The following is a 24,613-nucleotide window of genomic DNA, read 5'->3' on the forward strand; positions in this document are numbered from 1 at the left end:
GATATTATATCATAGATTTCCTTGTTAAGATAGGGGAAAGATACATTTATTCCTCTTCCTGCCACCGCCGGTCATGCAGATCAGAAAGGCGCTGCTGCAGCCGCGCTTCATCGTAAAACACTTCTTCCAGGCACAATCCCTGAGCAGGAGCCGTCGCTCCCAGCCGGTTCCTGTCCCGGCTTTCCATGATGTCCTGAAAACGGGCAGGAGTCAGACGGTGCAGTCCCAGGTCAACCAGTCCGCCGGCAATATTGCGGACCATATGATAGAGGAATCCATCTCCGAGGACGTCGATATGAACGGCCGCTCCCTGCCGTTCCACTACGATGGCATAGATGGTTTTGACCGGATTCATAGGCGTCGTATTCTTTCCTTCAAACGCCGAAAAATCGTGAGTTCCCAACAGAATCTCTGCTCCCTGGCGCATGGCATCCAGATCGAGAGGCTTGCGGATAAACCAGGCATAGCGGAGGCGGAACGGGTCATGGATACGGCTGTTGACAATAGTATACCGGTAATGCTTACCCACGTTATCATGGCGTACGCTGAAATGCTCCGGCATTTCTCTGGCTGAAAGGACGGCAATTTCCAAGGGCAGATACCCTTTCATGGCATAGGGTATCTTTTCTACGGGAATCGTTCCTTCCCCATAAAAATTCACGACCTGTCCCCGGGCATGTACGCCGGCATCGGTACGGGCCGCACCATACACGGTAATGGGAGAAGAAAAAATCTGCGACAGGCCCTGTTCCAGATGCCACTGTATGGACGACGCATTTGTCTGACGCTGAAACCCATGAAAATCCGTACCGTCATAGGCAACGATGAGGCAGATATTTTTTTTCATATGAACCACCGCATAGCCACTAAAACTGCTGTCAGCCCTATAACAACGATCATAGCGATGGTATCACGGAATGTATATGCCAGTTCGTGCATGCGTGTCCGGCCTTCACCGCCACGATAGCACCGGGCCTCCATCGCCGTCGCCAGGTCATCAGCGCGGCGGAACGCACTGACAAACAGGGGAACCAGCAGGGGGATCATATTCCGGCCGCGCTGCATGATACTGCCGCTGGTAAAATTAGCGCCCCGTGCCGTCTGGGCCTTCATGATCCGGTCCGTTTCTTCCAGAAGAGTCGGAATAAACCGCAGGGCAATGGTCATCATCATCGCCAGTTCATGGGCCGGCACGCCGACGCGGCGGAACGGATTTAACAGGTGCTCGATTCCATCGGTCAGGACAATGGGCGATGTCGTATACGTAAGCAGGGAGGAAAATACGATCAGGTAGATGAGCCGCGCCGTCATGAGCGCACCCTGGCGGATTCCCTCCCAGGTAATATGCAGGATGCCCCACTGCCAGATGACCGTACCGGATGTCGTAAAGACATGAATGCCCATGGTCAGAATAATAATGACCCATAAAGGTTTCAACGACTTCAGAATGAGCTTCAGTGGCAGATGGGAAATAAAAAAGCACAAGAGGATGAACACCGTTATCAGGCCGTATGCAGGCAGTGACTCGGCCAGAAAAATAGCTACGATGACAATCAGCGTTGCTATGATTTTGCAGCGCGGATCCAGTTGATGGAGAAAAGAAGTACCAGGAAAATACTGTCCCAGTGTGATGTCTTTAAGCATGACCTTTCCCCCTTATACATTGATAAATAGAATCGGCCGCTTCTTCTACCGTATGGACCCGGTCCTGAAGCGGCAGTCCTCTTCCTTTCAGATATTGCAGCACTTCCGTAACAGGTGGGACAGAGACGCCGGCACGGTGCAGCGTTTCCTGTTCCGTTGCAAAAACGGCCAGCGGTTCCCCGTCAATACAGATCTGTCCCTGGGAAAGAACGATCAGACGGCTTGCCATGCGGGATATATCATCCATATTATGGGAAACGAGAATAACCGTAATATTCTTTTCCCGGTGCCAGCGCTGGATTTCTGCAAAAATCTCCCTGCGCCCGGCCGGGTCCAGCCCGGCTGATGGTTCGTCCAGAATGAGATACTGGGGATGAATGGCAATGACACCGGCAATAGCGACACGGCGCATCTGCCCGCCGCTCAGGCGGAAGGGAGACCGGTCGGCATAGGTTTTATAATCGAGCCCGACAAACTCCATGGCTTCTTTGACCCGATCTTCTATTTCGTCATCGCTAAGGCCGAAATTACGGGGGCCAAAGGCGATGTCTTTGGCGATGGTTTCTTCAAAGAGCTGATATTCCGGATACTGGAAAACCATCCCCACTTTGTGGCGCATCTGCATGGCTTCTTTTGTTTTCTGGCTGATGTCCATGCCATCGACCGTAACCGTTCCCTGTGTCGGCTGCAACAGTCCGTTCAGGAGCTGGACCAGCGTCGATTTTCCTGATCCCGTATGTCCGATAATGCCGACAAATTCACCCGATTCAATTTCCAGACTCACGTCATGCAGGGCCGTTTTTTCAAACGGCGACCCCAGACCGTACGTATGCGTAACATGTTCCAGCTTTATTGACATAATGCGTCTCCCAATTCTTCCTTGCTGATAATATCCCCTTCTAAGGGGATTCCTTTCCTGCGCAGACGGACAGCCAGTTCTGCCGGCACAGGGACATCAAGTCCCAGTTCCAACAGCTCATCGACGTGGGTAAATACCTCCCGTGGCGTGCCATCCATTTTGATTTCCCCGTGGTGGATGACGATGACCCGGCCCGCCTGGACAGCTTCTTCCATGAAGTGTGTGATAATAATGACGGTAATGCCTTCCTGGTTCAGCTGGCGGATCGTATCCATGACTTCTTTCCGTCCCATAGGATCGAGCATGGCCGTCGGTTCATCCAGAACGATACAGCGGGATTGCATCGCCAGAATGCCGGCAATAGCCACCCGCTGTTTCTGGCCGCCGCTCAGAAGATGGGGGCCATGCTTGGCAAATGCCGTCATGCGGACTCTGGCCAGAGCATCACTGACGCGCTGACGGATTTCTTCCGGCGGGACACCCAGATTTTCCGGTCCGAAAGCGACATCTTCTTCTACGACGGCTGCGACGATCTGATTATCGGGATTCTGGAAAACCATGCCCACATTCTGGCGGATTTTCCATAAATTGGCCGGATCATCGGTCCGCATTCCCAGGACTTCACACGTCCCCTCTGTCGGTACGAGAAGGACGTTGAAATGCTTGGCCAGTGTCGATTTGCCCGATCCGTTCGTGCCGATGATGGCAACGAATTCACCGGGCTGTATTTCCAATGAAATATCTTTCAGGGCATAGACGGTCTGCCCGTTTTCATCCTCATAGGTATGACTCATATGATCGAGTTTAATCATAGGTGTACTCATGTACCTGTCTCCTTACACGTGAATATATCCGCACCTATTATACAGGGTTTACGCTTCCTTGTAAATCAAAGCAGATGGCTTCCTGTCTGGTAGACAATGAAAGTCAGTACCCAGGCTACGGCAATCTGGAATACGACAGAAAGTGCCGTCCATTTCCAGCTGTGCGATTCCGCATGGATCGTAGCAATCGTCGCGGCGCAGGGAATATAGAGCAGGGAAAACAGCATCATGCAGTATGCGTTGAGTTCTGTAAATCCCATCTGCCCCATGCTGGCTGCCAGATTAGCCAGTGCAGCCGTAGAATTGATATTGACCCCGTCGAAGAGTACGGCAAAACTGGAAACGACGACTTCCTTGGCTGAAATACCGGCAAGAAGGGCCAGGGAAATCTGCCAGTACCCCAGACCGATAGGTGCAAAAAAGGGTACCAGTCCCCGACCGAGGATTGCCCCGAAGCTGTCGGCCATGTCTCCATAACCGGAAGGCCCGAAATTGAGGATGAACCACATGAGAATCGAGGCGGCAAAAATAATCGTGCCGGCACGGCTCAGATAATCCTTGACCTTTTCCTTTACAGATATCAGCACGGTGCGGCTGCTGGGACGTTTGTATTCCGGCAGTTCAATGAGCAGGGCATTATCTGTTTCCTGCCGGTGGAACAGATTCAGCAGCAACAGACAGACAAGCGCTACCACAATGCCGATAAGATACATCGAATAAGCGACTACCATGGCGTGTTCCGGGAAGAACATGCCGGAAAATAAAATATAAATAGGAAGACGGGCACTGCAGGACATGAACGGCGTCACCAGCATCGTGCGATAGCGGTCGGTCTTATTTTCCAGTGCCCGTGATGCCATGATAGCCGGCACACTGCAGCCGAATCCCAGAATCATGGGAATAAACGCACGGCCTGAAAGCCCCAGATGATTCATGATGTCATTCATGATGAACGCTACCCGCGACATATATCCGCTATCTTCAAGGACTGCCAGGGTAACGAACAAAATACAGATATTAGGCAGAAATGTCAGGATGCCGCCCACACCGGCAATGATACCGTCACATACAAGAGAGATGAGCATCTCATCTGCCCCGAGAGACGACAGTCCGTCCGTCGCATAGGCCGACAATACATCAATAGCCGACTCGAAATAATCCCGCAGCATATCTCCGATAAAAAAGGTAAGGAAAAAGACGACGCCCATGACGAGGAGAAAAATAGGGATACTGAGCCAGCGGTTTGTCAGGATGTGGTCAGCATAATCCGTCGCGGCTGCCCGTTTTGCCTGATTGACGACAACTTCCTGGATGATTTCTTCAATAAAACTGTATTTCTGATTAATGATATCCGTTTCGTAGCTGCGGTCTACGACCCGTTCCATTCCCTCAAGAGGGAATTTTTTTGTAATTTCCGGATCCTGTTCCAGCAGTTTCAGTGCATGCCAGCGGTAATTAAACAGGTCCGGATACGTTTTTTTCAGCATGTTCTGCAGCTGGTCGATTTTATCTTCCAGTTCATCACTATAGACCATGGCAAAATCCTGATGATGGTTGTGTCTATGATGTGTCACATCGGAATGATTGTGGATGAGCCGGTCGGGATGCACGTGGTCTTTATGATGGATAGCTGCGTGAAGCAGGACGCTGAGACCTCTGCGCTTCAACGCGGAAACGGGAATGACCGGTACGCCAAGCATTTCCGGCAGACGGTGCAGGTCGATTTCCATGCCCCGTTTTTCAACGATATCCATCATGTTCAGGGCCACTACGACAGGCCGTCCCAGTTCGAGAAGCTGTAATGTCAGATACAGATTCCGTTCCAGTGCCGACGCATCGACGACATCGATAATGACATCGACGTCATCACTCAGGATAAAGTTCCGCGATACTTGTTCTTCCATGGTATAGGAAGTCAGGCTGTACGTTCCGGGCAGATCGACGAGGTGGATATGGACACCGTGGGAATCAATGGCCCCTTCTACTTTTTCGACGGTGACACCCGGCCAGTTCGCCACTTTCAGATTGGCCCCGGTATAGGCATTGAACAGTGTCGTCTTCCCACAGTTCGGATTGCCGATGAAAGCGACAGTCATCCCTTCCGTCGGCTCTGCACCGGTGTGTTCCATTCCCTGGGGGATATGTTTTTCCCGTTCTTTTTTTTCTAATCCCAGCATAGTGTCAGCTCCTTACTACAATGCGGGACGAAATGCCCCTTCCAATAGCCAGACGAGTATTGCGCACCTTGATGATCATGGTACCGCCGTTTTTATTATTCAGGACATCGACGGGTGTACTGGCTATCATGCCCAGCGCCTGCAAACGCTTTTCGATTCTCGGTGCCAGGTCCAGCTTTTCTACAATATAGGTGTGTCCTGCCACTCCCTGATCTAATGTCATACTACTATTTCCCCCTTACCGGGACCGTTCCGGGCCATACGCATTGTCGCCTTCTGTACCCCGTACGGTAAAAAAGGCCAGAAAACAAACGGCTGTAATAGATTGGACAGCTGTCCCGACTGTATCGAGAGCCAGAATAGGAGCCACATAACTGCCTAAATAACAAAGATAGGGAATGATGAACAGGGCTCCCCCTTTATTCATATCATGGCAGCGGCGCCATCCCAGGGACAGCTGGGACCAGACTGTCGGAATCGTCAGTACGATGAGCAGGATGCCAAATCCCCAGGCAAAATCACTGCGATGGATGATAATAGATTCTACAATCTTACTGTAAAGAATGAATGTAAACATAAACTGGGCCACAATAAGCAGCAGCGTCCGCATGATGAAAGGGCGGCGGGCAATACGTCCGTGAAAGGCAAAATATTTTTCCTTCAGCTCTTTCCCATTGCGGAATCCCAGAATGCTGTCTTCCGACCCCATGCCAACAGGCATTTCCAGTCCTTTATGGATGCGTGCCGACTGGCGGGACCGCTTTTCTAATTTTAATTTCTTGCGGGACATGTGTATACCTCCTGTATAATCCTCTTATACTTCAACTGATCATAGCTGTTTTCCTCTAAATGGTATCATATTCTGTGCCTGCACTCAAATATTTTCCACAAATATATGTTATAATATAGCAACAACGCGAAAGGAGAACCTCTATGGACAATCATATGATAACAAATTTAACCGGTTCTGATGGCTACTTCACTTTTAATTTTTTCTGTGAATCCATTGTCTCTTCCCTTCATACGGTCCTGCATCTCATGGAAGAAGAACAGATACCGGCGCCGGAAAAACTGTCAAAGCTGCCTGAACTGCTCGCAAAGACGGGGGAAGACCTTACCCAGGGATATGAAAAGCAGGAAATAGACATGGACCTGCTCAAGGACAATATCCTCGATTTTTATGATGCCGCCTTTGCCGCAAATGATGAACTGGCACCGCTCATCCTGAAAGGCAGCGATCATCTGCGCTATTACTACTACGTCTATGCCCAGGGGGTCAATATCATGCTGCGCACTCTTCTGGAAAATATCATCCGCGATATTCCTGAAAGCATAGATCCCCGTCCGTATATTACGGATATTATGACTGATTTTACGAAACAGCTGGCAAATCACCCGTAAAAAAATACCGGATTCATCCCTAGAAAGGACGGATCCGGTATTTGTCATCTCTATTTATCAGTTCAGCACAAAGAAATGAAGGAAGGACACCAGTGCTACGACAAAGCGGTAGTATGCAAACGATGCCAGTGTCGATTTATTCAGGAATTTCAGGAACCACAGGACCGATACATATGCCACGATGAAGGCTGTCACAAAGCCGATGGCAATCATAATCAGGTCATTACTGCTAAGATAGGACAAACTCTTCAGTAAATCATAAAAGCAGGCCACAATCATGACCGGAACAGCGATGATGAACGAAAAATCAGCTGCCGCCTTCCGGCTCATGCCCAGAAACAGGCCGCCGGCAATGGTCGAACCAGAACGGGAAAAGCCCGGCCAGAGGGCCAGCATCTGAAATGCCCCGACAAGGAAGGCCTGGACAATGGTCATCTTTTCCACATCCTTGCATCGCACCTGCATATGAGCTTTTTCTGCAGCCAGCATGAACAGACCGCCGATAATAAGGCCGATGATGACCGTTCCTGCCGAAAAAAGGTACGTCTTGATGGCATGATGGGCCAGGTAGCCGATTCCCATAACGGGGACAATGCCGGCCGCTACGTGAGCCAGCGTCAGTCCTGTATCGGTACGGAACCAGTTTTCCCGGCGGAATAAATTCCAGCAGCGATACTGGTACAGCATACGGATAAACTTTTCCTTGTAGATAATGAGCACAGAAAGAATGGCGCCGAGCTGGATAAAGACTTCAAAGACACTGGCCCTCGGTCCGTCAAATCCCAGCCAGTCACCGACGAGAATCATATGTCCCGTAGAAGATACGGGCAGATATTCTGTAAAGCCTTCGACAATACCGAGTATGACGGCAATCATATAATCGTTCATTGATATAACTCCTTTGTCATAAATCCATGAGTGGTCAGAAAACAAAACCTTTCACACGCATAGAAGAAATTATATCACACACCCTTAAAGAAAGATAGAGAAATCCTTAAACATCTCCTAAACAAAAAGGCTTCCTCATAAACATAAGAGGAGCTGCAACAAAACGAACTGGTTTCATTCTGTTGCAGCTCCTGCTGCCTTATGCTCATATACGGAGTTACGGCATAATGATTTTACTCCATGTAAACACGGACGGATATTCTACCGTTTCTCTTTAATCAAGACTCATGACGTGATTCGGGTCTTCAATCGTAAACTTAGCGTACTTCGGATCACCTTTGTGTTCGAAATACAGCGTGTTTCCTTCAAGATGACCGCGCCAGCTGACGATAATCGGGCATTCACGGCTCAATTTTTTCAGCATTTCAATAGGATTCAGATTTAAAATCGGCGCAAACAAGAACCCGACATTATCGATCATCACAACACGGGCATTTAATCTGTGGATGGCTTCGGAAATAAGGGAAATCGCTTTTTCCGGCCGGTCTGCACGGGGGATTTCAAGAAATTCATCATCAAAAAGGTCTTTGGCTTCGCAAATCTTCCAGCCGTCCTGGAAGGTCAGTTCACGAATCAGTTTGCTCTTGCCTGAACCGGGTCCACCGATAATGATGAGAAGTTTTTCTTCTTCCTGTGCAATGTACTTCCACCGTTTCAAAACATCTGCATCTGTAACCATGGATATCACCTTCATCTGCAATTATTATTTATATTTATTATACTGGATGCAGGCCATGTAAGTAAAGCATTTTTCCTATTTATTTTATTAAGTTTAGAAATGGCCTGTAACATGAAGTGTTTTCTACTTCAGGCCATAGCGTTCCATGGGATCCTGGATGTTTTTGATGGGCTCACTGATGAGCAGAACATCATCTACGTAATCCGTCTGGTGTTTGCTGATAAAAACGAGAGAAACGCCTTTCTGGAACGGACTATCATAATAATAGGCATCGACAAAATTTTCCCCCGCCGGTCCCCGTTCTATGCGGCTGGGCTCGCCATAGAGAGAAAATATAGTCGAAAGACGGTATCCCAGTGTAGCCCCGCGGCCAGTATAACTGCTGTTTGTAAGGAGGAATACTTTTTTCACCGTATTGTGCCGGTCTACCTCGACGCCATACGTGCCGTATAACCAGAATTTATCCCCGCTGCGTTTGACCAGATTGGTCCACATGTTATATTTATTGGCTATAAATGGTTCATTGACGCCATATCCTACAAGGGTAAAATCCCTCGGAGTCCAGCCGCCAATCGTTTCTAAAGGGCGCCCTTCAATATAAGGCGGGCGTGGTGGCAGCAGCGCCACACGGGCCACTTTGCGCTCCCCGATGGCAAATACCAGGACATGATCCCTGCCCGGGTTTTCATACACGAAATAATATACGTTAGCATCGGCATCACGCAGCACCTGCAGGGGACGCCCGTATTTGCGGACCAGAAGCTCTGCCGGATGACCCAGATGAATTCCCGGTCCGATATAGACATCAGGCCCCATGGCCAGGGTAACGGAATCGACACCGGGATGGACTGCTTTCCGGCCTGTGGTCGCTTCTTTCAAAATCTGCGGCGTATCATTGCGCAGGCGGATCGTCATGTCCAGATCCTTACGGTTATATTTCAGTTCCGTATAATGGGCACTCTGGGCATACTTTGTAGGGCTGCCAAAAATACGTTTCACTTTTTGCAGAGAATCGCCGGCATGGAGGCCGTTAAAGGTAAAATCGGCTTCACTGAGGGGCCGGTTCTGTGTAACCTCATCCACTACCAGTATATCATGGTTCCCATCAGACTCCCCGGCCGTCCCCTGCTGGTCTGATATCCGGCCTGAAGGCTGCTCTCTGCGGTCTGTCTGTTTCTTCTGGCTCTGTTCTTTGTTTTTCAGCGGTTCTGCCTGCTGTACCGACGCTGCATCAGGAACGAATAAGGGGGCCTCTCCTGACAGGGATACTTCCCGTACCGGCACATCTGCCAGGGCTGGTGATGATACGGCCAGTCCCAGACACAGAACGGCCGTCAGGACACGCAACGAGTATTTCATCATGCTCCCTCCTTTCAAAACGGGAGATAGTAAAAACACCCTTCGATATAAGTTCAAAGGGTGTTTTCAGAATTATTTCTGTTCCGGACGGCTCAGGGGGAACAAGAGGACATCGCGGATAGAAGGACTGTTCGTCAGGAACATGACGAGACGGTCAATCCCGATACCCAGACCACCTGTCGGCGGCAGACCATATTCCAGAGCCCGGCAGTAATCTTCATCCATCTGATGAGCTTCATCATCGCCCCGTTCCCGTTCCTTCATCTGTTCGATGAAGCGGTTCCGCTGGTCAATAGGATCATTCAATTCAGAAAAGCCATTTGCCAGTTCCCGGCCATAAATAAACCCTTCAAAGCGGTATGTCAGGAGCGGGTTTTCGCGGTCCTGTTTTGTCAGAGGAGAAATTTCCAGCGGATGACCGGTAATAATTGTCGGCTGAATCAGGTTTTCTTCTACAAATGCTTCGAAGAAGGCGTTGATAATTTTGCCGACACCATCATACTGGCCGTATTCGACGTGATGTTCATCGGCCATCTTACGGGCCGTTTCGATATCTGTAACTCCTTCAAAATCAGCACCACTGTATTTCTTGACGGCTTCAATCATGGTCATACGGTCCCAGGGAGGAGTCAGATCGATTTCTTTATCAATATACGTCAGTTTCATCGTACCATAGAGCATCTGTGCCAGTTTGGAAACCATATCTTCCGTAATGAAGATGACATCTTCCAGGTCACCATAGGCCTGATACAGTTCGACAGTCGTGAATTCCGGATTGTGACGGGTATCGATTCCTTCATTGCGGAAGCAGCGGTTCATTTCATATACCCGTTCCAGGCCGCCGACGAGGAGCCGTTTCAGGTGCAGTTCCGGAGCAATGCGCAGGTAAATATCCATATCGAGCGCGTTATGATGCGTCTTGAACGGACGGGCTGCCGCACCGCCGGCAATGGTATGCAGCATCGGCGTTTCGACTTCCAGGAAATGACGGTCGTCGAGATACTTGCGGATTCCCTTTATAATTTTGGACCGTTTGATGAATGTGTCCTTGACTTCCGGATTGACAATCAGGTCCAGATAGCGCTGACGGTACCGCGTTTCTTTATCGGTCAGGCCATGGAATTTTTCCGGCAGCGGCCGCAGGGATTTGGAAAGGAGTGTCCATTTTTCGACACGGATCGTCGTTTCCCCTGTATGAGTCGTAAAGACAGGGCCTTCTACACCGACAATGTCCCCGATGTCCAGCAATTTGAACAAATCATATGATTGTTCTCCCAGAACGTCTTTGCGGAAATAGAGCTGGATTTCACCGGTAATGTCGCGAAGCACGCAGAAAGCGGTCTTGCCATGGCGGCGGATCGCCATCAGGCGTCCGGCAACACTGACAAAGGTCTGATCTTTTTCCAGCTGTTCTGCCTGGTCTTTCACATCCTGGGCATGATGATCCCAGTTATATTTCTGTCCGAAGGGATAAATGCCTGCATCGATAAACTGCTGCATTTTTTCACGGCGGACCTTCATCTGGTCATTTAACTTTTCTTCTTCCACAGGTGCTGTATTCTGTTTCGTATCAGCCATAATTATTGGTTCCTCCTAAGTTGTTTATTCCGCATCGGGTGGTAAAATCCGATATTTTAATTCACCTGCCGGCGCTTTGACGGTAACAACAGCCGGATTGGATGCACTGATCCGCTGTCCCAGAATAGCCGAACCTACCGGGGATTCATTGGAAATTCTATTATTGAAAGGATCTGCTTCGGCTGTACCGACTACGGTATAATCAAAGCGGTCTCCTGTTTCTACATCTTCCAGGATAACCTTGGAGCCCAGGCGAACTTTAGCGCTGCTGTCATCCGTTTCTTCAATAATTTTTGCTGTCCGGATTTTTGCTTCCAATTCAGCAATATGCCCTTCTACCAGGGCCTGTTCGTTTTTAGCATCATCATATTCCGAGTTTTCGCTCAAATCGCCCAGTGCGATAGCTTCCTGGATACGTTTCGATACCTTGATACGGCGGACAGATTTTAATTCATTTAATTCATCTTTTAATTTCTGCAGACCTTCCTGGGTAATCAGCGTTTCGTTAGCCATGTTATTACTCCTTTGTATTGGATACTTAATTTACAAACAGATACACAAAAAAGATTCCTGTCTATCTGTTATTTTTACCGTAACTTTAATTATATGCATATACGCGTCTGGTGTCAATGTTCTTCCCGTTCCAGAAGCGTCCGGATCAGGGATTCAAACGCATCGGTACTTTCCGCCCTGTTCAGTCGTTCCCGTACGGCAGCCGACCCGTACAGGCCCTTCGTATACCAGGCTGCGTGGGAACGCATTTCCCGCAGCGCCGTATAATCGCCCTTATAGGCTCTCAGAGATTGGAAGTGCTCCAGCATCTGCCGGTATCGTTGTGCCGGGGATGGCGGCGGGAGTATCGTCCCCGTATCCAGATACGCCTGTATCTGAGGGAAAATCCAAGGGTTCCCCTGCGCTCCCCTTCCTACCATGATAGCCTGACATCCCGTTTTAGCAAACATCTGCGCCGCCGACGGTCCATCGGTAATATCACCGTTGCCAATGACGGGGATAGAGACAGCCCGGACGACAGCGGCAATTTTGGCAAGATCCGCCTTTCCGCTGTAAAACTGCTCTCTCGTCCTGCCGTGTACCGTAACAGCCGCCGCGCCTGCCGCTTCAGCCCGTTTTGCCAGTTCCGGAGCCGTGAACTCGGTTTCATTCCATCCCGTACGCATCTTGACCGTAACGGGAATGGATACGGCCCGGACGACGGCGCGGATGATTGCTTCGGCCCGGGGCAGGTCCCTCATAAGGGCCGACCCTTCGCCATTCGTCACGACTTTTTTCACAGGGCATCCCATATTGATATCGACGATATCGGCACCGGCTTCTTCAACAGAAGCTGCTGCCTTTGCCATCGTGTACGGGTCCGCTCCAAAAATCTGCATGGATACAGGATGTTCTTCCGGTGCTATGCGCAGCATCTCCCGGGTATGTACATTGTTATAAAGCAGCCCCTTGTCACTGACCATTTCCGTACAAACCAAAGCCGCGCCATAGCGGTGAGCAATGACGCGGTACGGTAAATCACAGACTCCGGCCATAGGAGCCAGTATCAGAGGCGCAGAAAGCCGCACGGTACCGATATGAAACGGCTTAGCGGTTGCGTTCATAAATAATTCTCAATCCTTCCAGAGTAAGCATCGGTTCGACCAGATCGATGGATTTCGTCGCCGGAGCGATGATGACAGCCAGTCCGCCCGTGGCAACGACGCGGGCATTGGTTCCCAGTTCCCGGCGCATCCGTGATACAATGCCATCTACCTGGCCCACGAATCCATAATATACACCTGCCTGCATACTTTCTACCGTATTGCGGCAGATAACCCGGTCCGTACGCCGCACTTCAATACGGGGCAGCAGGGCAGTGCGCTGTACGAGAGCATCCGTCGAAATACCGATGCCTGGACAAATGGATCCGCCCAGATAGTCCCCTTTCTTATCGACGGCGCAGAACGTTGTCGCCGTGCCAAAATCAATGATAATGACAGGGCCTCCGTATAATTCGTATGCAGCGACAGCATTGACGATACGGTCTGCCCCCACTTCGCGGGGATTGTCGTATTTTATATCCATGCCAGTCCGGATACCAGGGCCGATGATAAGCGGGGCAATGCCAAAATAACGCTGGCACATCCGTTCCAGCGTTGGCATAACCGATGGCACGACAGAAGAAATGATGATTGCATCGATTTCTTCCGAATTGGCATGATTTAAATAAAACAGATTCCGGACGAGTACACCGTATTCATCGGTCGTCCGCAGACGGTCCGTCGAAATCCGCCAATGATCCAACAGGGTCTTGCCATCAAAAATCCCGAGTACAATATTGGTATTTCCTACATCAATTACTAATAACATGGTTTTATCCACCTCTGTATTCGATTCGATACAACAGACGGCAGATGACACAACCGCCTCTGTCACTGTATCACACTTCCTATATGATAACAGAGTTTACCATAAAAAGACAGAGCGGGTGCTATAAAAATTGTGAAAACTTGCGTTTACGACTGAATGGGACGGACCCGGACATCCCCTGCCAGTACCCGTTCAATTCCCGAATCGGTCCGCACCAGCAGATTTCCGCTTTCATCCAGGTCAACGGCCGTACCGGAAAACGTACGGTCCGGCATGGCAACTTCCACGTCTTTGCCCAGCATGCAGGACAGTTTCTTCCATTCTTCCAGTATGGGAGAGAACCCTTCCTTTTCCGCTTCAAAATAGTAGTGTTCCAGGTCACAGAAAATATCCCGTAACAGCTGTGTCCTGTTTACAGGCACATTTTCCATGGCAAAACTCGTGACTGTTTTTTTCAGGTCCCGGGGCAGCATTTTCTTTGTAATTCCCGTATTAATCCCGATGCCCATGATCAAATAATTGATTTTTTCCATAGAAGCATTGAGCTCTGTCAGGATACCGACGATTTTTTTATCATGTACCAGTATATCGTTAGGCCACTTGATTCCGCATTCCAGCCCCTGCTGGCGCAGGGCATGGGTAATAGCCACGGCAGCGAGAAGGGTCATCTTCGATACTTCCATAGGCAGGAAAGGGGGACGCAGGATAAGGGAAAACCATAACCCCTGGGCAAAAGGCGATAAAAAGGAACGATTCAGCCGGCCCCGGCCGCCGCTCTGTTCTTCTGCCACCACGACGGTACCTTCTTTGGCTCCTTCATTGGCTAGCTTTTTAGCCAGTGTGTTGGTTGAATCTGTTTTTTCATAATAAATCAGATTCTGGCCAATAACTTTGGTCGGCAAGGCATGCGTGACAGCATCAGGGTGCAGCAGTTCCGGTGCTTCTTTCAGGCAGTATCCTTTTTTCGTAAACGATTCGATGACATATCCACGCTGTTTCAGGACGCGGATATGCTTCCAGACAGCCGTACGCGATATACCGAACATATCGGAAATTTTTTGTCCCGATACAAATTCGCCTTTATGTTCCAGTAAATAATCCAAGATATCCTGTCTCAAATTCGTTCCTCCTTTCCACTGTCCAATACAGCGGGAATATAACACTGTTTTATTTCCTACTGCAATTGTAGCATAATAGTTTTTGCTGTCAATACTATAAATTTGCGTAATTGATAAAACTTTTAGATATGTCAATAAACAAACTGCATTATTGACTCTAAAAATAAAACTGCAGCCAAAGCTGCAGTTTTATCTGACTTATTCATCTTTTTTATTCAGTGTATTTCCCCAGGGACTGACTTCAGCTGTTCCGGAAGATGGTTCTGTCGTCTTGTCTTCCGTCCCGGAGCCTGGCAGGTTTACCGGTTTATCCGTACCAGATGCCTGCGTTTCACTTCCTGTTCCCTGTTCCTTCTCTGACTCTGCCGTATCTGCTTCCGTCTGAGGTGCATCAAGCGTACCATATTCGACGAGATTCTTCACCTGGACACTATTGATGGTTTCGACTTCCATCAGCGCATTTGCCATGCTCTTCAGGGCATCGAGATGTTCCCGCAGGATCCGGAGTGTATCGGCATAGGCTTCAGAGACAATATCATGCATTTCCTTGTCGATCAGTTCCGCTACGCGTTCACCGTAATTGCGTTCATGTCCGAGATTCTTACCCAGGAAGACCTGTTCCTGCTGTTCCCCGAATACCATGGGGCCGAGTTTACTGCTCATTCCCAGGCGGGTAATCATCTGCCGGACAATACGGGTAACGCTCTGGAGGTCGCCAGATGCACCGCTGCTGATTTCATTAAACACAATCTGTTCCGCTGCACGGCCGCCCAGGGCGACGCGGATCTGAGCCAGATAGTACGACTTCGTTTCATAGGACCGGTCTTCTTCCGGAAGCATCATCGTATATCCGCCAGCCCGGCCACGGGGAATGATCGTAACCTTATGAACCGGATCGGCATCAGGCAGCAGGTACGCAATCAGAGCATGTCCCGATTCATGTACAGCTGTAAGGCGTTTTTCTTTTTCGCTGATGACATGACTGCGCCGTTCCGGACCGAAGCATACTTTTTCACTGGCTTCTTCCAGTTCCGGCATATTAATGACTTTTTTATCCTGACGGGCAGCCAGGAGAGCCGCTTCATTGAGCAGGTTGCCCAAATCGGCACCGGTGAATCCCGGCGTTTTCTTGGCAATCGTTTCCAGATCGACGTCTTTGCCCAACGGTTTTCCTTTGGCATGTACTTTCAGGATGGCAATCCGTCCTCTGAGGTCCGGACGGTCTACGGTAATCTGACGGTCAAACCGGCCCGGACGGAGCAGGGCCGGGTCGAGGATATCCGGACGGTTCGTCGCCGCAATGGTGATAATCCCTTCATTGGCGCCGAACCCATCCATTTCGACCAGCAGCTGGTTCAGTGTCTGTTCCCGTTCATCATGTCCCCCGCCAAGACCGGCGCCACGCTGGCGGCCTACGGCATCGATTTCATCAATGAACACGATGCAGGGAGCATTTTTTTTAGCCTGGGAAAACAAATCACGCACACGGGACGCACCGACACCGACGAACATTTCGACAAAGTCCGAGCCACTGATACTGAAAAACGGTACGCCTGCTTCCCCGGCCACAGCCCGGGCAAGCAATGTCTTACCTGTCCCCGGAGGGCCAAACAGAAGGACGCCTTTCGGGATTTTAGCTCCGATATTGTTATATTTGCTGGGATTGCGCAGGAATTCTACGATTTCTGACAATTCTTCCTTGGCTTCATCTTCACCGGCAACATCCTTGAACGAAACCTTGATTTTTCCTTCCCCATGCATTTTGGCATGGCTTTTCCCGAAATTCATGACCCGGCCGCCGCCGCCCTGGGTCTGCTGCATGATAAAGAACCATACACCGATCAGGATCAGGATAGGCAGCACATTGCTGAGCATGCTCATCCACCACGAAGGCTGTTCAGGCGGTTTGGCAATGATATTGACATCGGCATCACGAAGTGCCGGCAGCAAGGCCGAATCAGTCGGTGCATAGGATGTAAAAGACGTACCATCTTTCAGCTGGCCGACGATGGCATGATCATCCGTGATCTGTACAGCGTCTACTTTCTTCTGCTGGACCTGATTCATGAAATTCGTATACGTGATTTCGGACTTGTCTGACTTATTAGTCGTAAAAGCATCTATGATGGAGACGGCAACGATAATAATAAGTAAGTAAAGGCTTACATTCCGTACAAATTTACTCAAAATACTGCTCCTTTCGCGCACGTTTTTATGAATATACAGGTTCATCCCTGCCGTAAGGAGAGAGAAGTAACCAAATATATTCTTATATTATCACACTTTAAGGAAAGCAACAACATTTTTTAATGACTGTACACTTCTTCTTTCAATACGCCAATATATGGCAGATTGCGGTAACGGCTGTTATAGTCCAGGCCATATCCGACGACGAACGCGTCGGGGATTTCAAACCCGTTGTAATCGACAGGGATATCTACTTTGCGGCGCGATGGCTTGCTAAGAAGCGTCGCAATCCTGACAGAACCAGCACCCCGTTCCAGGAGGAGGGGCTTCAACTTGCTGAGCGTAACGCCTGTATCGATGATATCTTCGATAATCAGGATATCACGGCCTTTGACATCACTGTCCAGATCTTTACGGATCTTGACGAACCCCGAAGACGTCGTCGAAGCACCATAACTGGAGCAAACCATGAAATCGAATTCGACAGGGCCATCGATACAGCGTGCCAGATCGGTAAAGAACGTGACGGCGCCCTTTAAAATGCCACAAAGGAGTATTGTTTTCCCTTCATAATCTTTCGTTATCTGTGCGCCCAGTTCGCGTACGCGGGCCTTGATTTGTTCTTCTGTAAATAAAATTTCTTTTACATCATTATGCATGATTTTCCTCCTGAATGCGAATCAATGACGCTGCCGTTTCTTAAATTCCCCCCGGGCAGCACGGGTAAAACACAGACGTTCTTTTGTCGTATATACACAGAGACCCAGTCCCTCAAAACAATGACCGGCACCCTTGGCAGCCAGCTGCCGGACAGCCTCCGTAAAATGGAATGGCACATCATGACAGCTCTGCCGCACACAGGAAAACAAATACCGTATCAGCCGGCGTTGCAAGGCCAGTGGCTGTGACAGCAGGGCTCTTTTTCCGATACTTACGCCATCCTGGTCTTCCTTCACCAGGGAAGAGGCCAGCTGCTCTGTCTGGCTGGCAAGAAAATCCTCATCGGCTCCGGCCAGCACGGCCAGCCGGTTCAAGTCGGCTATGACAGCCGGATTGTATGCCTCCAGCTGCGGTATCAGTTCCAGCCGGATGCGGTTCCGTCCGTAGTCCCTGCTCTGGTTGGTTTCATCTTCGCAGGGAACCAGTCCCCGTTCCTTAATATAATCTTCTATATCCCGCCGTGTCAAGGCCAGGAGAGGCCGTATGATATCACCGTTCTTAGGCCGTATCCCGCCCAGTCCCCGGAGGCCGCTGCCGCGCAGCAGATGCTGAAGTACCGTTTCCGCCTGATCGTTCTGCTGATGGGCTACGGCAATAGCTGAAGCATGACACCGGCCCGCGCACTGACGCAGGATGCGGTACCGTTCATTCCTGCCGGCCGTCTCCAGGCTCTGATGAGTCCCGGCGGCGATACGGGGCACATCGGCGAAATCCCACATAAAGCCGCAGTCCCGTTCTTCGGCGGCTTTCCGCACTATCCCGACTTCATCGTCTGCCGACGGGCGGATACCGTGATGGACATAGCAAACGGTCAGGGTAAGATTCCATGCATGACGCAGCGATGCCAGTATGTCCAGCAGTGTCAGCGAATCTGGTCCGCCTGAACAGGCAATGAGCAAATGGTCACCGGGGTGGATCAACTTTTCCTGCCGGCAGAAGGCTGCCACCTTATCCAGCAGACGGCCGGCACAGGTCTTCATCGGTTCCGCCAGGCTGCATCCTGGAACGCCTGGCTGTAAAAAATTCCTTCCAGGAGATCTTTTTCACTGATCTGGATTTCCGGAATACCATAATGGCTGAGGCACGACCGGGCAATGAGCAGACCGGGAAGGATGATATCGCTTCGCCGCGGCTGCAGTCCTTTTATATGACGCCGTTCCTCAGGAGTCATCTGTTCCAGCCGGTCGATCCAGTCCGACAGACAGGCCCGGGAAATGACCGTACCTTCTACCCGGTCCGGATCGTAGGGATCCAGCCCCAGTTCCATGGCCGCCAGTGACGTGAGCGTTCCGCCTACGCCCAGCAGCCGGTCCGGAACAGCCGGTATGGAAAGCCACTGATTGAGACAGCGCCTTTCCAGTGCATCACAGGCCGATGCCGTCGTCACATCATGACAAAACCGCACGGCCCCCATGGGATAACTATGAGACCAGAGGCTTCTGCCCTCTTTTCCCAGCGCCATTTCACTGCTGCCGCCTCCTATATCGAGGACTGCCACAATCATACCGGGCAATGCAGCGCCTGCCGCCCCGCGGTAACTGAACGATGCTTCTTCCAGTCCGCTGAGGATGCGGCAGTGCCAGCCAAACCGGGCCCGTACTTCCGCCAGAAAAGCCTGTCCGTCCGACGCTTCCCGTACGGCACTCGTCGCTACGGCACATACACACAGATCCGGGTACATATCGTTCCACTGCTGCATCGCTTCCAGAGACGCCTCTATTCCTTCTCTGGATAAATGTCCCGTCCGGGATACGTCTTTTCCCAGCCGGGTCGTAGCCAATTCTTTTTTTGAAAAATGCCACTGTCCGTCCCGGTCCCGTTTTCCCCGCATGAAGCGGAGAGAATTGGAACCGATATCAACGACGGCATATACATCTTGTTCCATAACTGCTCCTTTTCCCATGACAGGAAGAAACAAAAAGAGCATTCCCTGTCGGAATACTCTTTTCCTTTCATACCCTGGTGGATACGGAATTAATCGGCATGCCGGGCACCGCGGCCACCGCGTTTCGATTCCGTATTACGTTTCAGATCCATTAACCGTTCGTCACTTTCTTTCAAGAATCTGCTCAGCCGGTCTTCAAAGGACAGGGACTGGGGAGCGCGGCGGTTCATGTCAAACCCATTATTGTGATGGTGAAATTCCCGCTTGGGATGAAATTCTTTCTTTTCCGGAGCCGGCTGTGTCCGTTTGATGGACAGGCCGATTTTTCCTTTTTCATCAATGGATAAAACTTTGACATGTACCTTATCCTGAACCTTCAGGAAATCATGAACATCCTTTACATATTCATTTGCTACTTCGGAAATATGGACGAGACCAATTTTTTTATCCGGCAGTTCGACGAATGCACCGAACTTAGTTATTCCTGTAACGGTTCCTTCCAATACACTGCCTACTTCGATTGCCATGCTGTTAAGACATCCTCCTTTAATTATGGATACGCGTCGCAAATAGCGTTTACACACATTATACTAATAAACATTAAAAAATTCAATCGGAAATTCTGCTTTCCTGATGCCTTTCCGGACAGTCACCGGCGGTACGGAATTTCGCCGGGCTTAGCCAGTCCGAACTGCTCCCGCGCCTGCCGCATGATTTCTTCCGGCGAGGACAGCCGGTCTTTTTCTTCATGCAGTTTCTGGTTTTCTTCAGTCAATTCCCGTTCCTGATTGACCGTTATCGTCATATCCTGCTGAATCTGCCATAGCTCATATATCTTGGAACCGAGAAACAGGCCGCCAAAAATCAAAATCGCCACGACAATCCGTTTGTATAAAGACCAGCCCGCCTTCTGCCTGCGGCGGACGTTCCGTCTCCTGCCCTGTCCGGATGGGCGCGGTCGTCCTGTACGTTTCACAGTCATGTCTCAGCTCCTTTGCAGATTAAAAACCTTTTAACCTATAGTATACCTTGAAATGACTGCAAGATAAAGCCTTTTTACGGATATTTCAGGAGAAAATACGGTAATACTGCGGCTGAAAGGGAAGCACTTCTTCCGGATTATCTCTTTTAAAACGGGACAATTTTTTCTATAATAAACGTATGCAAAGAAAAGGAGGCTACGTTATGCCATATACACCGATAAACGATGAAATACTTGCTAGACTGACAGCGATTACCGGTAGTAAAAATGTTCTTACCGACAACGATGCCATGCAGCCATACAGTCATGATGAAGTAACCGATCCGGCCTATCACCATATGCCAGAAGCCGTCGTATTTGCTGAATCAGCCCAACAGGTAGCAGCCATCGTGCAGCTGGCCAATGAATATCATTTCCCTGTAGTCCCGCGCGGTGCCGGGACAGGCCTGGCCTGCGGAGCTGTCCCTGTCTGCGGGGGCATCGTCCTGTCACTGGAAAAAATGAACCATATCCTGGAAATCAATACAGACGGACTGTACGCGGTCGTTGAACCGGGCGTACGCACGTCGGATCTGCAGAAAGCGGCAGAAGAAAAAGGATTATTTTATGCCGGCGATCCCTGCAGCGGTGACTCCTGTTTTATCGGCGGAAATATTGCAACCAATGCCGGGGGCAACCGGGCCGTCAAATATGGTACGACCCGCCATCAGGTCTATTCCATCGAAATCGTAAATCCGACGGGACGGATTGTACAGCTCGGTGCCCGCCTGCAGAAGCAATCGACAGGATACTGCCTGGATCAACTGATTATCGGCTCGGAAGGAACACTGGGCATCATCACCAAAGCCACATTGAAACTGCTTCCCAAGCCCCGGTTCAAGCTGGACCTGCTCGCCGTATTCGACGATACGGCGGCAGCCATCGGCGTCGTCAATAAAATCATAAAGGCCGGCATAACGCCTACCTGTGTGGAGTTCATGGATAATATCACCATCAAATCCGTAGAACGGTACCTGCACGAAACACTCCAGGGAAGTGATACGGGAAATTATCTGATTGTGGAAGTAGAAGGTACGAGTGAAGACGACCTCGATGATAAAGCCGTCGTCCTCGACGAACTGTGTACCGCCAGCGGTGCCTCCTCTGTACTGGTTGCCGACCCGGCCCGGATCTGGCAGGCACGCAAGGCCTTTGCCGAAGCCGTACGGGCCGAAAGCCTGATTGTCTGCAAAGAAGACGTTGTAGTCCCTGTCGATCAGGAACCGCGTCTTCTGGCCCGTATTCTGGAACTGGCCCGTAAATATGGCCTTATCACCCGCATCGCCAGTCACGCCGGCGATGGCAACATCCATCTGAATATCTTAAAAAATGAAGATCTCACCTATGAACAGTGGGAAGAAAAGGTCTCGGAAAACCAGCAGGAACTGTACCGTTTCATTTATCAGCTGGGAGGCCGTCTGTCCGGCGAACACGGCATTGGCAGCAAACGCAAGGCCCTGATGGAAGAATTCACCAACCCCGACGAGCTTGATATGATGCGGGCTGTCAAAAAAGCACTGGATCCGAATAACATCCTCAATCCCGGTAAAATCTTTGACGTGGAATGAATACCTGAAAGGTGTCTCTTTACTTCCCTTTCATTTACAGGTATAATAGAATAATCTTCAGGGCAGGGCGCAATCCCCGACCGGCGGTGACAGTCCGCGAACACAACGTGTACGATTTGGTGAAATTCCAAAACCGACAGTAAAGTCTGGATGAGAGAAGATAAGATAAGAGTGTATCTGTATTCTTATTGTCATAAAGCCCTGTGCACCTGGTGCAACAGGGCTTTTAGTTATATATCAGGAGGTTACTGATGGATACAAAAGAACAAACATATAATACGATTGAAGAAGCAATTCAGGAACTGCAGTCCGGCCGCATCGTCATGGTCGCCGACGACCCGGAACGGGAAGATGAAGCCAATTTCATCTGTGCTGCCCAGTACTGCACTCCGGAAAATGTCAATTTCATGATGAATCACGGCAAAGGCCTCATCTGCCTGCCCGTCAGCCAGGAATATGCCCATAAGCTGGGACTATTCCCTATGGTAGGAGAAAACACCAACAACAACCACACGGCATTTACCGTTTCTATCGACTATAAAGATACCGATTCGGGCATCACGGCAGAAGACCGGGCCCGCACCATCCAGAAAGCTGCCACCGACTCCATTTCCGCCGACGATTTTACCCGTCCGGGCCATGTATTCCCCCTGACAGGCGTAAAAGGCGGCGTACTCATGCGCAACGGTCATACAGAAGCCACATTGGACCTCTTGCGGCTGGCCGGCCTGAAACAAGTCGGTGTGTGCTGCGAAATCCTCGATGAACGCGGTGAAATCATGCATTCCAAGGCACTTTGGGAACTGGCCCGCACGCATCACCTGACCTTCGTTTCTATCCATGATCTGCAAAACTATTGCCGCCGTCACGACAAGCATGTCGTCCGGGAAGCTACGGCAAAGATGCCCACGAAATACGGGGAATTCAAGATCTATGGCTATATCAATGACCTGACAGGGGAACACCATGTCGCCCTCGTCAAAGGAGAAATCGGCGACGGCAAAAATCTCCTCTGCCGTGTTCATTCTGAATGCCTGACCGGCGATGTCTTCGGTTCCTGCCGCTGCGACTGCGGCGAACAGCTGGCAGCCGCCCTGACCCAGATCAATAAAGAAGGGCGGGGGATTCTCCTGTACATGCGCCAGGAAGGACGGGGCATCGGCCTCATCAACAAACTCAAAGCATACGCCCTGCAGGAACAGGGGTATGATACGGTAGAAGCCAATGAAAAACTGGGCTTTGCCCCGGATCTCCGGGAATACTGGATTGGTGCCCAGATACTCCAGGACCTGGGTGCCCGGGAACTGCGCCTCCTTACCAACAATCCTCTCAAGATCTACGGTCTGGAAGGTTTTGGCGTCGAAATCGTCGAACGGGTCCCCATTGAAATGCCGGCCCAGAAATTCGATGAATTCTATCTGGAAACAAAGAAAAATAAAATGGGCCATATCCTGACTCATCTGAAATAAAGGATATCTTATACACAAACAGGAGCTGTCATGCGACAGCTCCTGTTTGTGTATTTCACATAAAAGTTTCCTGCTGCATAATGTACCCGAATCAGGCAGCTCCGCCTTCGTTATCAGCCTCACCACTGGACCACACTTTCTGCGCGTAGACAGCGTTGAAAAGCAGTGCTGCCTGCAAGGCCACCTGGGACAAGTTTGCCCCCAGTGAACCGATCGTATTGGTTCCCAGCACCATCTGTACTGATAAAATAGTCCAGTAAATAAAGTTGGCAATATCGACAAAAATCCAGAGAGACCAGTTTTCATTATATTTCAGAACATAGAGAATCTGGGCGATAAAACTGACGACAAAATTAATCGAATCAAAATACGGAAGCTGGCCGCCTACCTGTGCCAGGACGAACCAGCCGGCAGCCCAGGCAATGAATGCTGCCAGGAATACTTTTTTCCGCGTCCCCGGCTGGAAGGAATGAGTCGTTTCCTGACGTCCCCACATATACCATCCAACGGGCTGGGAAATGACATAGACGATATCCATGGCAAAGGATCCGTACGCATGGCTGATCCAGGCAATGTACGTCATAGCGATGCACTGGACAAAGCCGAACATAAACGATATTTTACGGCCTTTCATACCGTATACCAGACAAAGGACCCCGGCAACACCGGAAATCATGCCAATAATCGTATCCGGCGCGATGGCATAGACGACAACCTGTAATAAAAGCAGTATCGTGACATAGGTAACTTCAAACCGTTTCCAGTTAGTAAAGAGCTGGTTATAAACCCAATTATGCTGTGTTGTTTCCATG

General features: G+C 50.1%; 25 protein-coding genes and 1 riboswitch. Of the genes, 3 read left to right on the top strand and 22 right to left on the bottom strand.

Features of this window, described 5'->3' with window-relative positions; all coding sequences use genetic code 11:
* Window positions 1-46 precede the first annotated feature (46 nt).
* The 7 genes from truA to DW949_RS00790 form a co-directional block, all read right to left on the bottom strand.
* Window positions 47-847, bottom strand: coding sequence for a tRNA pseudouridine(38-40) synthase TruA (truA, locus tag DW949_RS00760; RefSeq protein WP_118021377.1), 801 nt, complete (start codon window positions 845-847; stop codon window positions 47-49).
* Entirely contained in the window at window positions 844-1,644 is an 801-nt protein-coding gene (locus DW949_RS00765) for an energy-coupling factor transporter transmembrane protein EcfT (RefSeq protein WP_118021378.1), read from the bottom strand. Before DW949_RS00765 ends, truA begins: the two co-directional genes overlap by 4 nt.
* Window positions 1,637-2,503, bottom strand: a complete 867-nt coding sequence (locus DW949_RS00770; protein ID WP_118021379.1) for an energy-coupling factor transporter ATPase — start codon at window positions 2,501-2,503, stop codon at window positions 1,637-1,639. The genes DW949_RS00765 and DW949_RS00770 overlap by 8 nt, the downstream gene beginning before the upstream one ends.
* Entirely contained in the window at window positions 2,494-3,327 is an 834-nt protein-coding gene (locus DW949_RS00775) for an energy-coupling factor transporter ATPase (protein ID WP_118021380.1), read from the bottom strand. The genes DW949_RS00770 and DW949_RS00775 overlap by 10 nt, the downstream gene beginning before the upstream one ends.
* A 65-nt stretch (window positions 3,328-3,392) precedes the next feature.
* Complete coding sequence (feoB, locus tag DW949_RS00780) at window positions 3,393-5,504, bottom strand: ferrous iron transport protein B (RefSeq protein WP_233539443.1); 2,112 nt, start codon at window positions 5,502-5,504, stop codon at window positions 3,393-3,395.
* A 4-nt stretch (window positions 5,505-5,508) separates the two neighbouring features.
* The gene (locus tag DW949_RS00785; protein WP_118021381.1) at window positions 5,509-5,727 is read right to left on the bottom strand and encodes a FeoA domain-containing protein; all 219 of its coding nucleotides are present in this window, start codon (window positions 5,725-5,727) and stop codon (window positions 5,509-5,511) included.
* Window positions 5,728-5,742: 15 nt separating this feature from the next.
* The gene (locus tag DW949_RS00790; protein WP_118021382.1) at window positions 5,743-6,294 is read right to left on the bottom strand and encodes a DUF805 domain-containing protein; all 552 of its coding nucleotides are present in this window, start codon (window positions 6,292-6,294) and stop codon (window positions 5,743-5,745) included.
* Between the two features lie 143 nt (window positions 6,295-6,437).
* On the opposite strand from DW949_RS00790, the gene DW949_RS00795 reads away from it, so the two are divergent.
* Window positions 6,438-6,905, top strand: a complete 468-nt coding sequence (locus DW949_RS00795) for a hypothetical protein (protein ID WP_118021383.1) — start codon at window positions 6,438-6,440, stop codon at window positions 6,903-6,905.
* Between the two features lie 57 nt (window positions 6,906-6,962).
* On the opposite strand, the gene DW949_RS00800 is transcribed toward DW949_RS00795, so the two are convergent.
* From DW949_RS00800 to DW949_RS00865, 14 genes are all read right to left on the bottom strand, one after another.
* A complete protein-coding gene (locus DW949_RS00800; RefSeq protein ID WP_118021384.1) occupies window positions 6,963-7,793 on the bottom strand; it encodes an undecaprenyl-diphosphate phosphatase in 831 nt (276 codons plus the stop codon).
* Window positions 7,794-8,067: 274 nt separating this feature from the next.
* Entirely contained in the window at window positions 8,068-8,532 is a 465-nt protein-coding gene (gene brxF / locus DW949_RS00805; protein WP_059076717.1) for a BREX-3 system P-loop-containing protein BrxF, read from the bottom strand.
* 123 nt (window positions 8,533-8,655) lie between these two features.
* Window positions 8,656-9,894, bottom strand: coding sequence for a hypothetical protein (locus DW949_RS00810; protein ID WP_147349036.1), 1,239 nt, complete (start codon window positions 9,892-9,894; stop codon window positions 8,656-8,658).
* 69 nt (window positions 9,895-9,963) lie between these two features.
* The gene (gene lysS / locus DW949_RS00815; protein ID WP_118021386.1) at window positions 9,964-11,469 is read right to left on the bottom strand and encodes a lysine--tRNA ligase; all 1,506 of its coding nucleotides are present in this window, start codon (window positions 11,467-11,469) and stop codon (window positions 9,964-9,966) included.
* Between the two features lie 24 nt (window positions 11,470-11,493).
* Entirely contained in the window at window positions 11,494-11,982 is a 489-nt protein-coding gene (gene greA / locus DW949_RS00820) for a transcription elongation factor GreA (RefSeq protein ID WP_118021387.1), read from the bottom strand.
* 113 nt (window positions 11,983-12,095) lie between these two features.
* Window positions 12,096-13,085 (bottom strand): tRNA dihydrouridine synthase DusB, encoded by a 990-nt coding sequence (dusB, locus tag DW949_RS00825; protein ID WP_118021388.1) that lies wholly within the window; start codon window positions 13,083-13,085, stop codon window positions 12,096-12,098.
* On the bottom strand, window positions 13,069-13,833 hold the full coding sequence (locus DW949_RS00830; RefSeq protein ID WP_118021389.1) for a type III pantothenate kinase: 765 nt from the start codon (window positions 13,831-13,833) through the stop codon (window positions 13,069-13,071). The genes dusB and DW949_RS00830 overlap by 17 nt, the downstream gene beginning before the upstream one ends.
* 146 nt (window positions 13,834-13,979) lie before the next feature.
* A complete protein-coding gene (locus DW949_RS00835) occupies window positions 13,980-14,951 on the bottom strand; it encodes a biotin--[acetyl-CoA-carboxylase] ligase (RefSeq protein WP_118021390.1) in 972 nt (323 codons plus the stop codon).
* 198 nt (window positions 14,952-15,149) lie between these two features.
* Complete coding sequence (ftsH, locus tag DW949_RS00840) at window positions 15,150-17,138, bottom strand: ATP-dependent zinc metalloprotease FtsH (protein WP_118021391.1); 1,989 nt, start codon at window positions 17,136-17,138, stop codon at window positions 15,150-15,152.
* A 119-nt stretch (window positions 17,139-17,257) separates the two neighbouring features.
* The gene (hpt, locus tag DW949_RS00845) at window positions 17,258-17,797 is read right to left on the bottom strand and encodes a hypoxanthine phosphoribosyltransferase (RefSeq protein ID WP_118021392.1); all 540 of its coding nucleotides are present in this window, start codon (window positions 17,795-17,797) and stop codon (window positions 17,258-17,260) included.
* 21 nt (window positions 17,798-17,818) lie between these two features.
* Entirely contained in the window at window positions 17,819-18,838 is a 1,020-nt protein-coding gene (gene tilS, locus DW949_RS00850; RefSeq protein WP_118021393.1) for a tRNA lysidine(34) synthetase TilS, read from the bottom strand.
* On the bottom strand, window positions 18,835-19,743 hold the full coding sequence (locus tag DW949_RS00855) for a Ppx/GppA family phosphatase (protein ID WP_118021633.1): 909 nt from the start codon (window positions 19,741-19,743) through the stop codon (window positions 18,835-18,837). The genes tilS and DW949_RS00855 overlap by 4 nt, the downstream gene beginning before the upstream one ends.
* Before the next feature lie 89 nt (window positions 19,744-19,832).
* Window positions 19,833-20,270 (bottom strand): S1 domain-containing RNA-binding protein, encoded by a 438-nt coding sequence (locus DW949_RS00860; protein ID WP_118021394.1) that lies wholly within the window; start codon window positions 20,268-20,270, stop codon window positions 19,833-19,835.
* 122 nt (window positions 20,271-20,392) lie between these two features.
* Window positions 20,393-20,725: a septum formation initiator family protein gene (locus DW949_RS00865; protein WP_118021395.1), complete on the bottom strand. Its 333-nt coding sequence runs from the start codon at window positions 20,723-20,725 to the stop codon at window positions 20,393-20,395.
* A 203-nt stretch (window positions 20,726-20,928) separates the two neighbouring features.
* On the opposite strand from DW949_RS00865, the gene DW949_RS00870 reads away from it, so the two are divergent.
* Window positions 20,929-22,332, top strand: coding sequence for an FAD-binding oxidoreductase (locus tag DW949_RS00870; RefSeq protein WP_118021396.1), 1,404 nt, complete (start codon window positions 20,929-20,931; stop codon window positions 22,330-22,332).
* 49 nt (window positions 22,333-22,381) lie between these two features.
* A riboswitch (FMN riboswitch) is annotated at window positions 22,382-22,498 on the top strand.
* Between the two features lie 85 nt (window positions 22,499-22,583).
* Window positions 22,584-23,801, top strand: a complete 1,218-nt coding sequence (locus DW949_RS00875; RefSeq protein WP_118021397.1) for a bifunctional 3,4-dihydroxy-2-butanone-4-phosphate synthase/GTP cyclohydrolase II — start codon at window positions 22,584-22,586, stop codon at window positions 23,799-23,801.
* Between the two features lie 91 nt (window positions 23,802-23,892).
* Here the strand turns inward: DW949_RS00875 and pnuC are convergent, their stop codons facing one another.
* Window positions 23,893-24,612 carry a nicotinamide riboside transporter PnuC gene (gene pnuC, locus DW949_RS00880; protein WP_118021398.1) on the bottom strand — a complete coding sequence of 240 codons (720 nt, stop codon included), beginning with the start codon at window positions 24,610-24,612 and terminating at the stop codon, window positions 23,893-23,895.
* Window position 24,613: the final 1 nt, after the last annotated feature.

Origin of the sequence: Megasphaera sp. AM44-1BH (assembly GCF_003467125.1) — a bacterium.
Classification (GTDB): domain Bacteria; phylum Bacillota; class Negativicutes; order Veillonellales; family Megasphaeraceae; genus Megasphaera.

Excerpts from the sequence above, each read along its gene's own strand:
- truA (WP_118021377.1), bottom strand. The coding sequence starts at position 847 with ATGAAAAAAAATATCTGCCTCATCGTTGCCTATGACGGTACGGATTTT.
- DW949_RS00765 (WP_118021378.1), bottom strand. The coding sequence starts at position 1,644 with ATGCTTAAAGACATCACACTGGGACAGTATTTTCCTGGTACTTCTTTT.
- DW949_RS00770 (WP_118021379.1), bottom strand. The coding sequence starts at position 2,503 with ATGTCAATAAAGCTGGAACATGTTACGCATACGTACGGTCTGGGGTCG.
- DW949_RS00775 (WP_118021380.1), bottom strand. The coding sequence starts at position 3,327 with ATGAGTACACCTATGATTAAACTCGATCATATGAGTCATACCTATGAG.
- feoB (WP_233539443.1), bottom strand. The coding sequence starts at position 5,504 with ATGCTGGGATTAGAAAAAAAAGAACGGGAAAAACATATCCCCCAGGGA.
- DW949_RS00785 (WP_118021381.1), bottom strand. The coding sequence starts at position 5,727 with ATGACATTAGATCAGGGAGTGGCAGGACACACCTATATTGTAGAAAAG.
- DW949_RS00790 (WP_118021382.1), bottom strand. The coding sequence starts at position 6,294 with ATGTCCCGCAAGAAATTAAAATTAGAAAAGCGGTCCCGCCAGTCGGCA.
- DW949_RS00795 (WP_118021383.1), top strand. The coding sequence starts at position 6,438 with ATGGACAATCATATGATAACAAATTTAACCGGTTCTGATGGCTACTTC.
- DW949_RS00800 (WP_118021384.1), bottom strand. The coding sequence starts at position 7,793 with ATGAACGATTATATGATTGCCGTCATACTCGGTATTGTCGAAGGCTTT.
- brxF (WP_059076717.1), bottom strand. The coding sequence starts at position 8,532 with ATGGTTACAGATGCAGATGTTTTGAAACGGTGGAAGTACATTGCACAG.
- DW949_RS00810 (WP_147349036.1), bottom strand. The coding sequence starts at position 9,894 with ATGATGAAATACTCGTTGCGTGTCCTGACGGCCGTTCTGTGTCTGGGA.
- lysS (WP_118021386.1), bottom strand. The coding sequence starts at position 11,469 with ATGGCTGATACGAAACAGAATACAGCACCTGTGGAAGAAGAAAAGTTA.
- greA (WP_118021387.1), bottom strand. The coding sequence starts at position 11,982 with ATGGCTAACGAAACGCTGATTACCCAGGAAGGTCTGCAGAAATTAAAA.
- dusB (WP_118021388.1), bottom strand. The coding sequence starts at position 13,085 with ATGAACGCAACCGCTAAGCCGTTTCATATCGGTACCGTGCGGCTTTCT.
- DW949_RS00830 (WP_118021389.1), bottom strand. The coding sequence starts at position 13,833 with ATGTTATTAGTAATTGATGTAGGAAATACCAATATTGTACTCGGGATT.
- hpt (WP_118021392.1), bottom strand. The coding sequence starts at position 17,797 with ATGCATAATGATGTAAAAGAAATTTTATTTACAGAAGAACAAATCAAG.
- tilS (WP_118021393.1), bottom strand. The coding sequence starts at position 18,838 with ATGAAGACCTGTGCCGGCCGTCTGCTGGATAAGGTGGCAGCCTTCTGC.
- DW949_RS00855 (WP_118021633.1), bottom strand. The coding sequence starts at position 19,743 with ATGGAACAAGATGTATATGCCGTCGTTGATATCGGTTCCAATTCTCTC.
- DW949_RS00860 (WP_118021394.1), bottom strand. The coding sequence starts at position 20,270 with ATGGCAATCGAAGTAGGCAGTGTATTGGAAGGAACCGTTACAGGAATA.
- DW949_RS00865 (WP_118021395.1), bottom strand. The coding sequence starts at position 20,725 with ATGACTGTGAAACGTACAGGACGACCGCGCCCATCCGGACAGGGCAGG.
- DW949_RS00870 (WP_118021396.1), top strand. The coding sequence starts at position 20,929 with ATGCCATATACACCGATAAACGATGAAATACTTGCTAGACTGACAGCG.
- DW949_RS00875 (WP_118021397.1), top strand. The coding sequence starts at position 22,584 with ATGGATACAAAAGAACAAACATATAATACGATTGAAGAAGCAATTCAG.
- pnuC (WP_118021398.1), bottom strand. The coding sequence starts at position 24,612 with ATGGAAACAACACAGCATAATTGGGTTTATAACCAGCTCTTTACTAAC.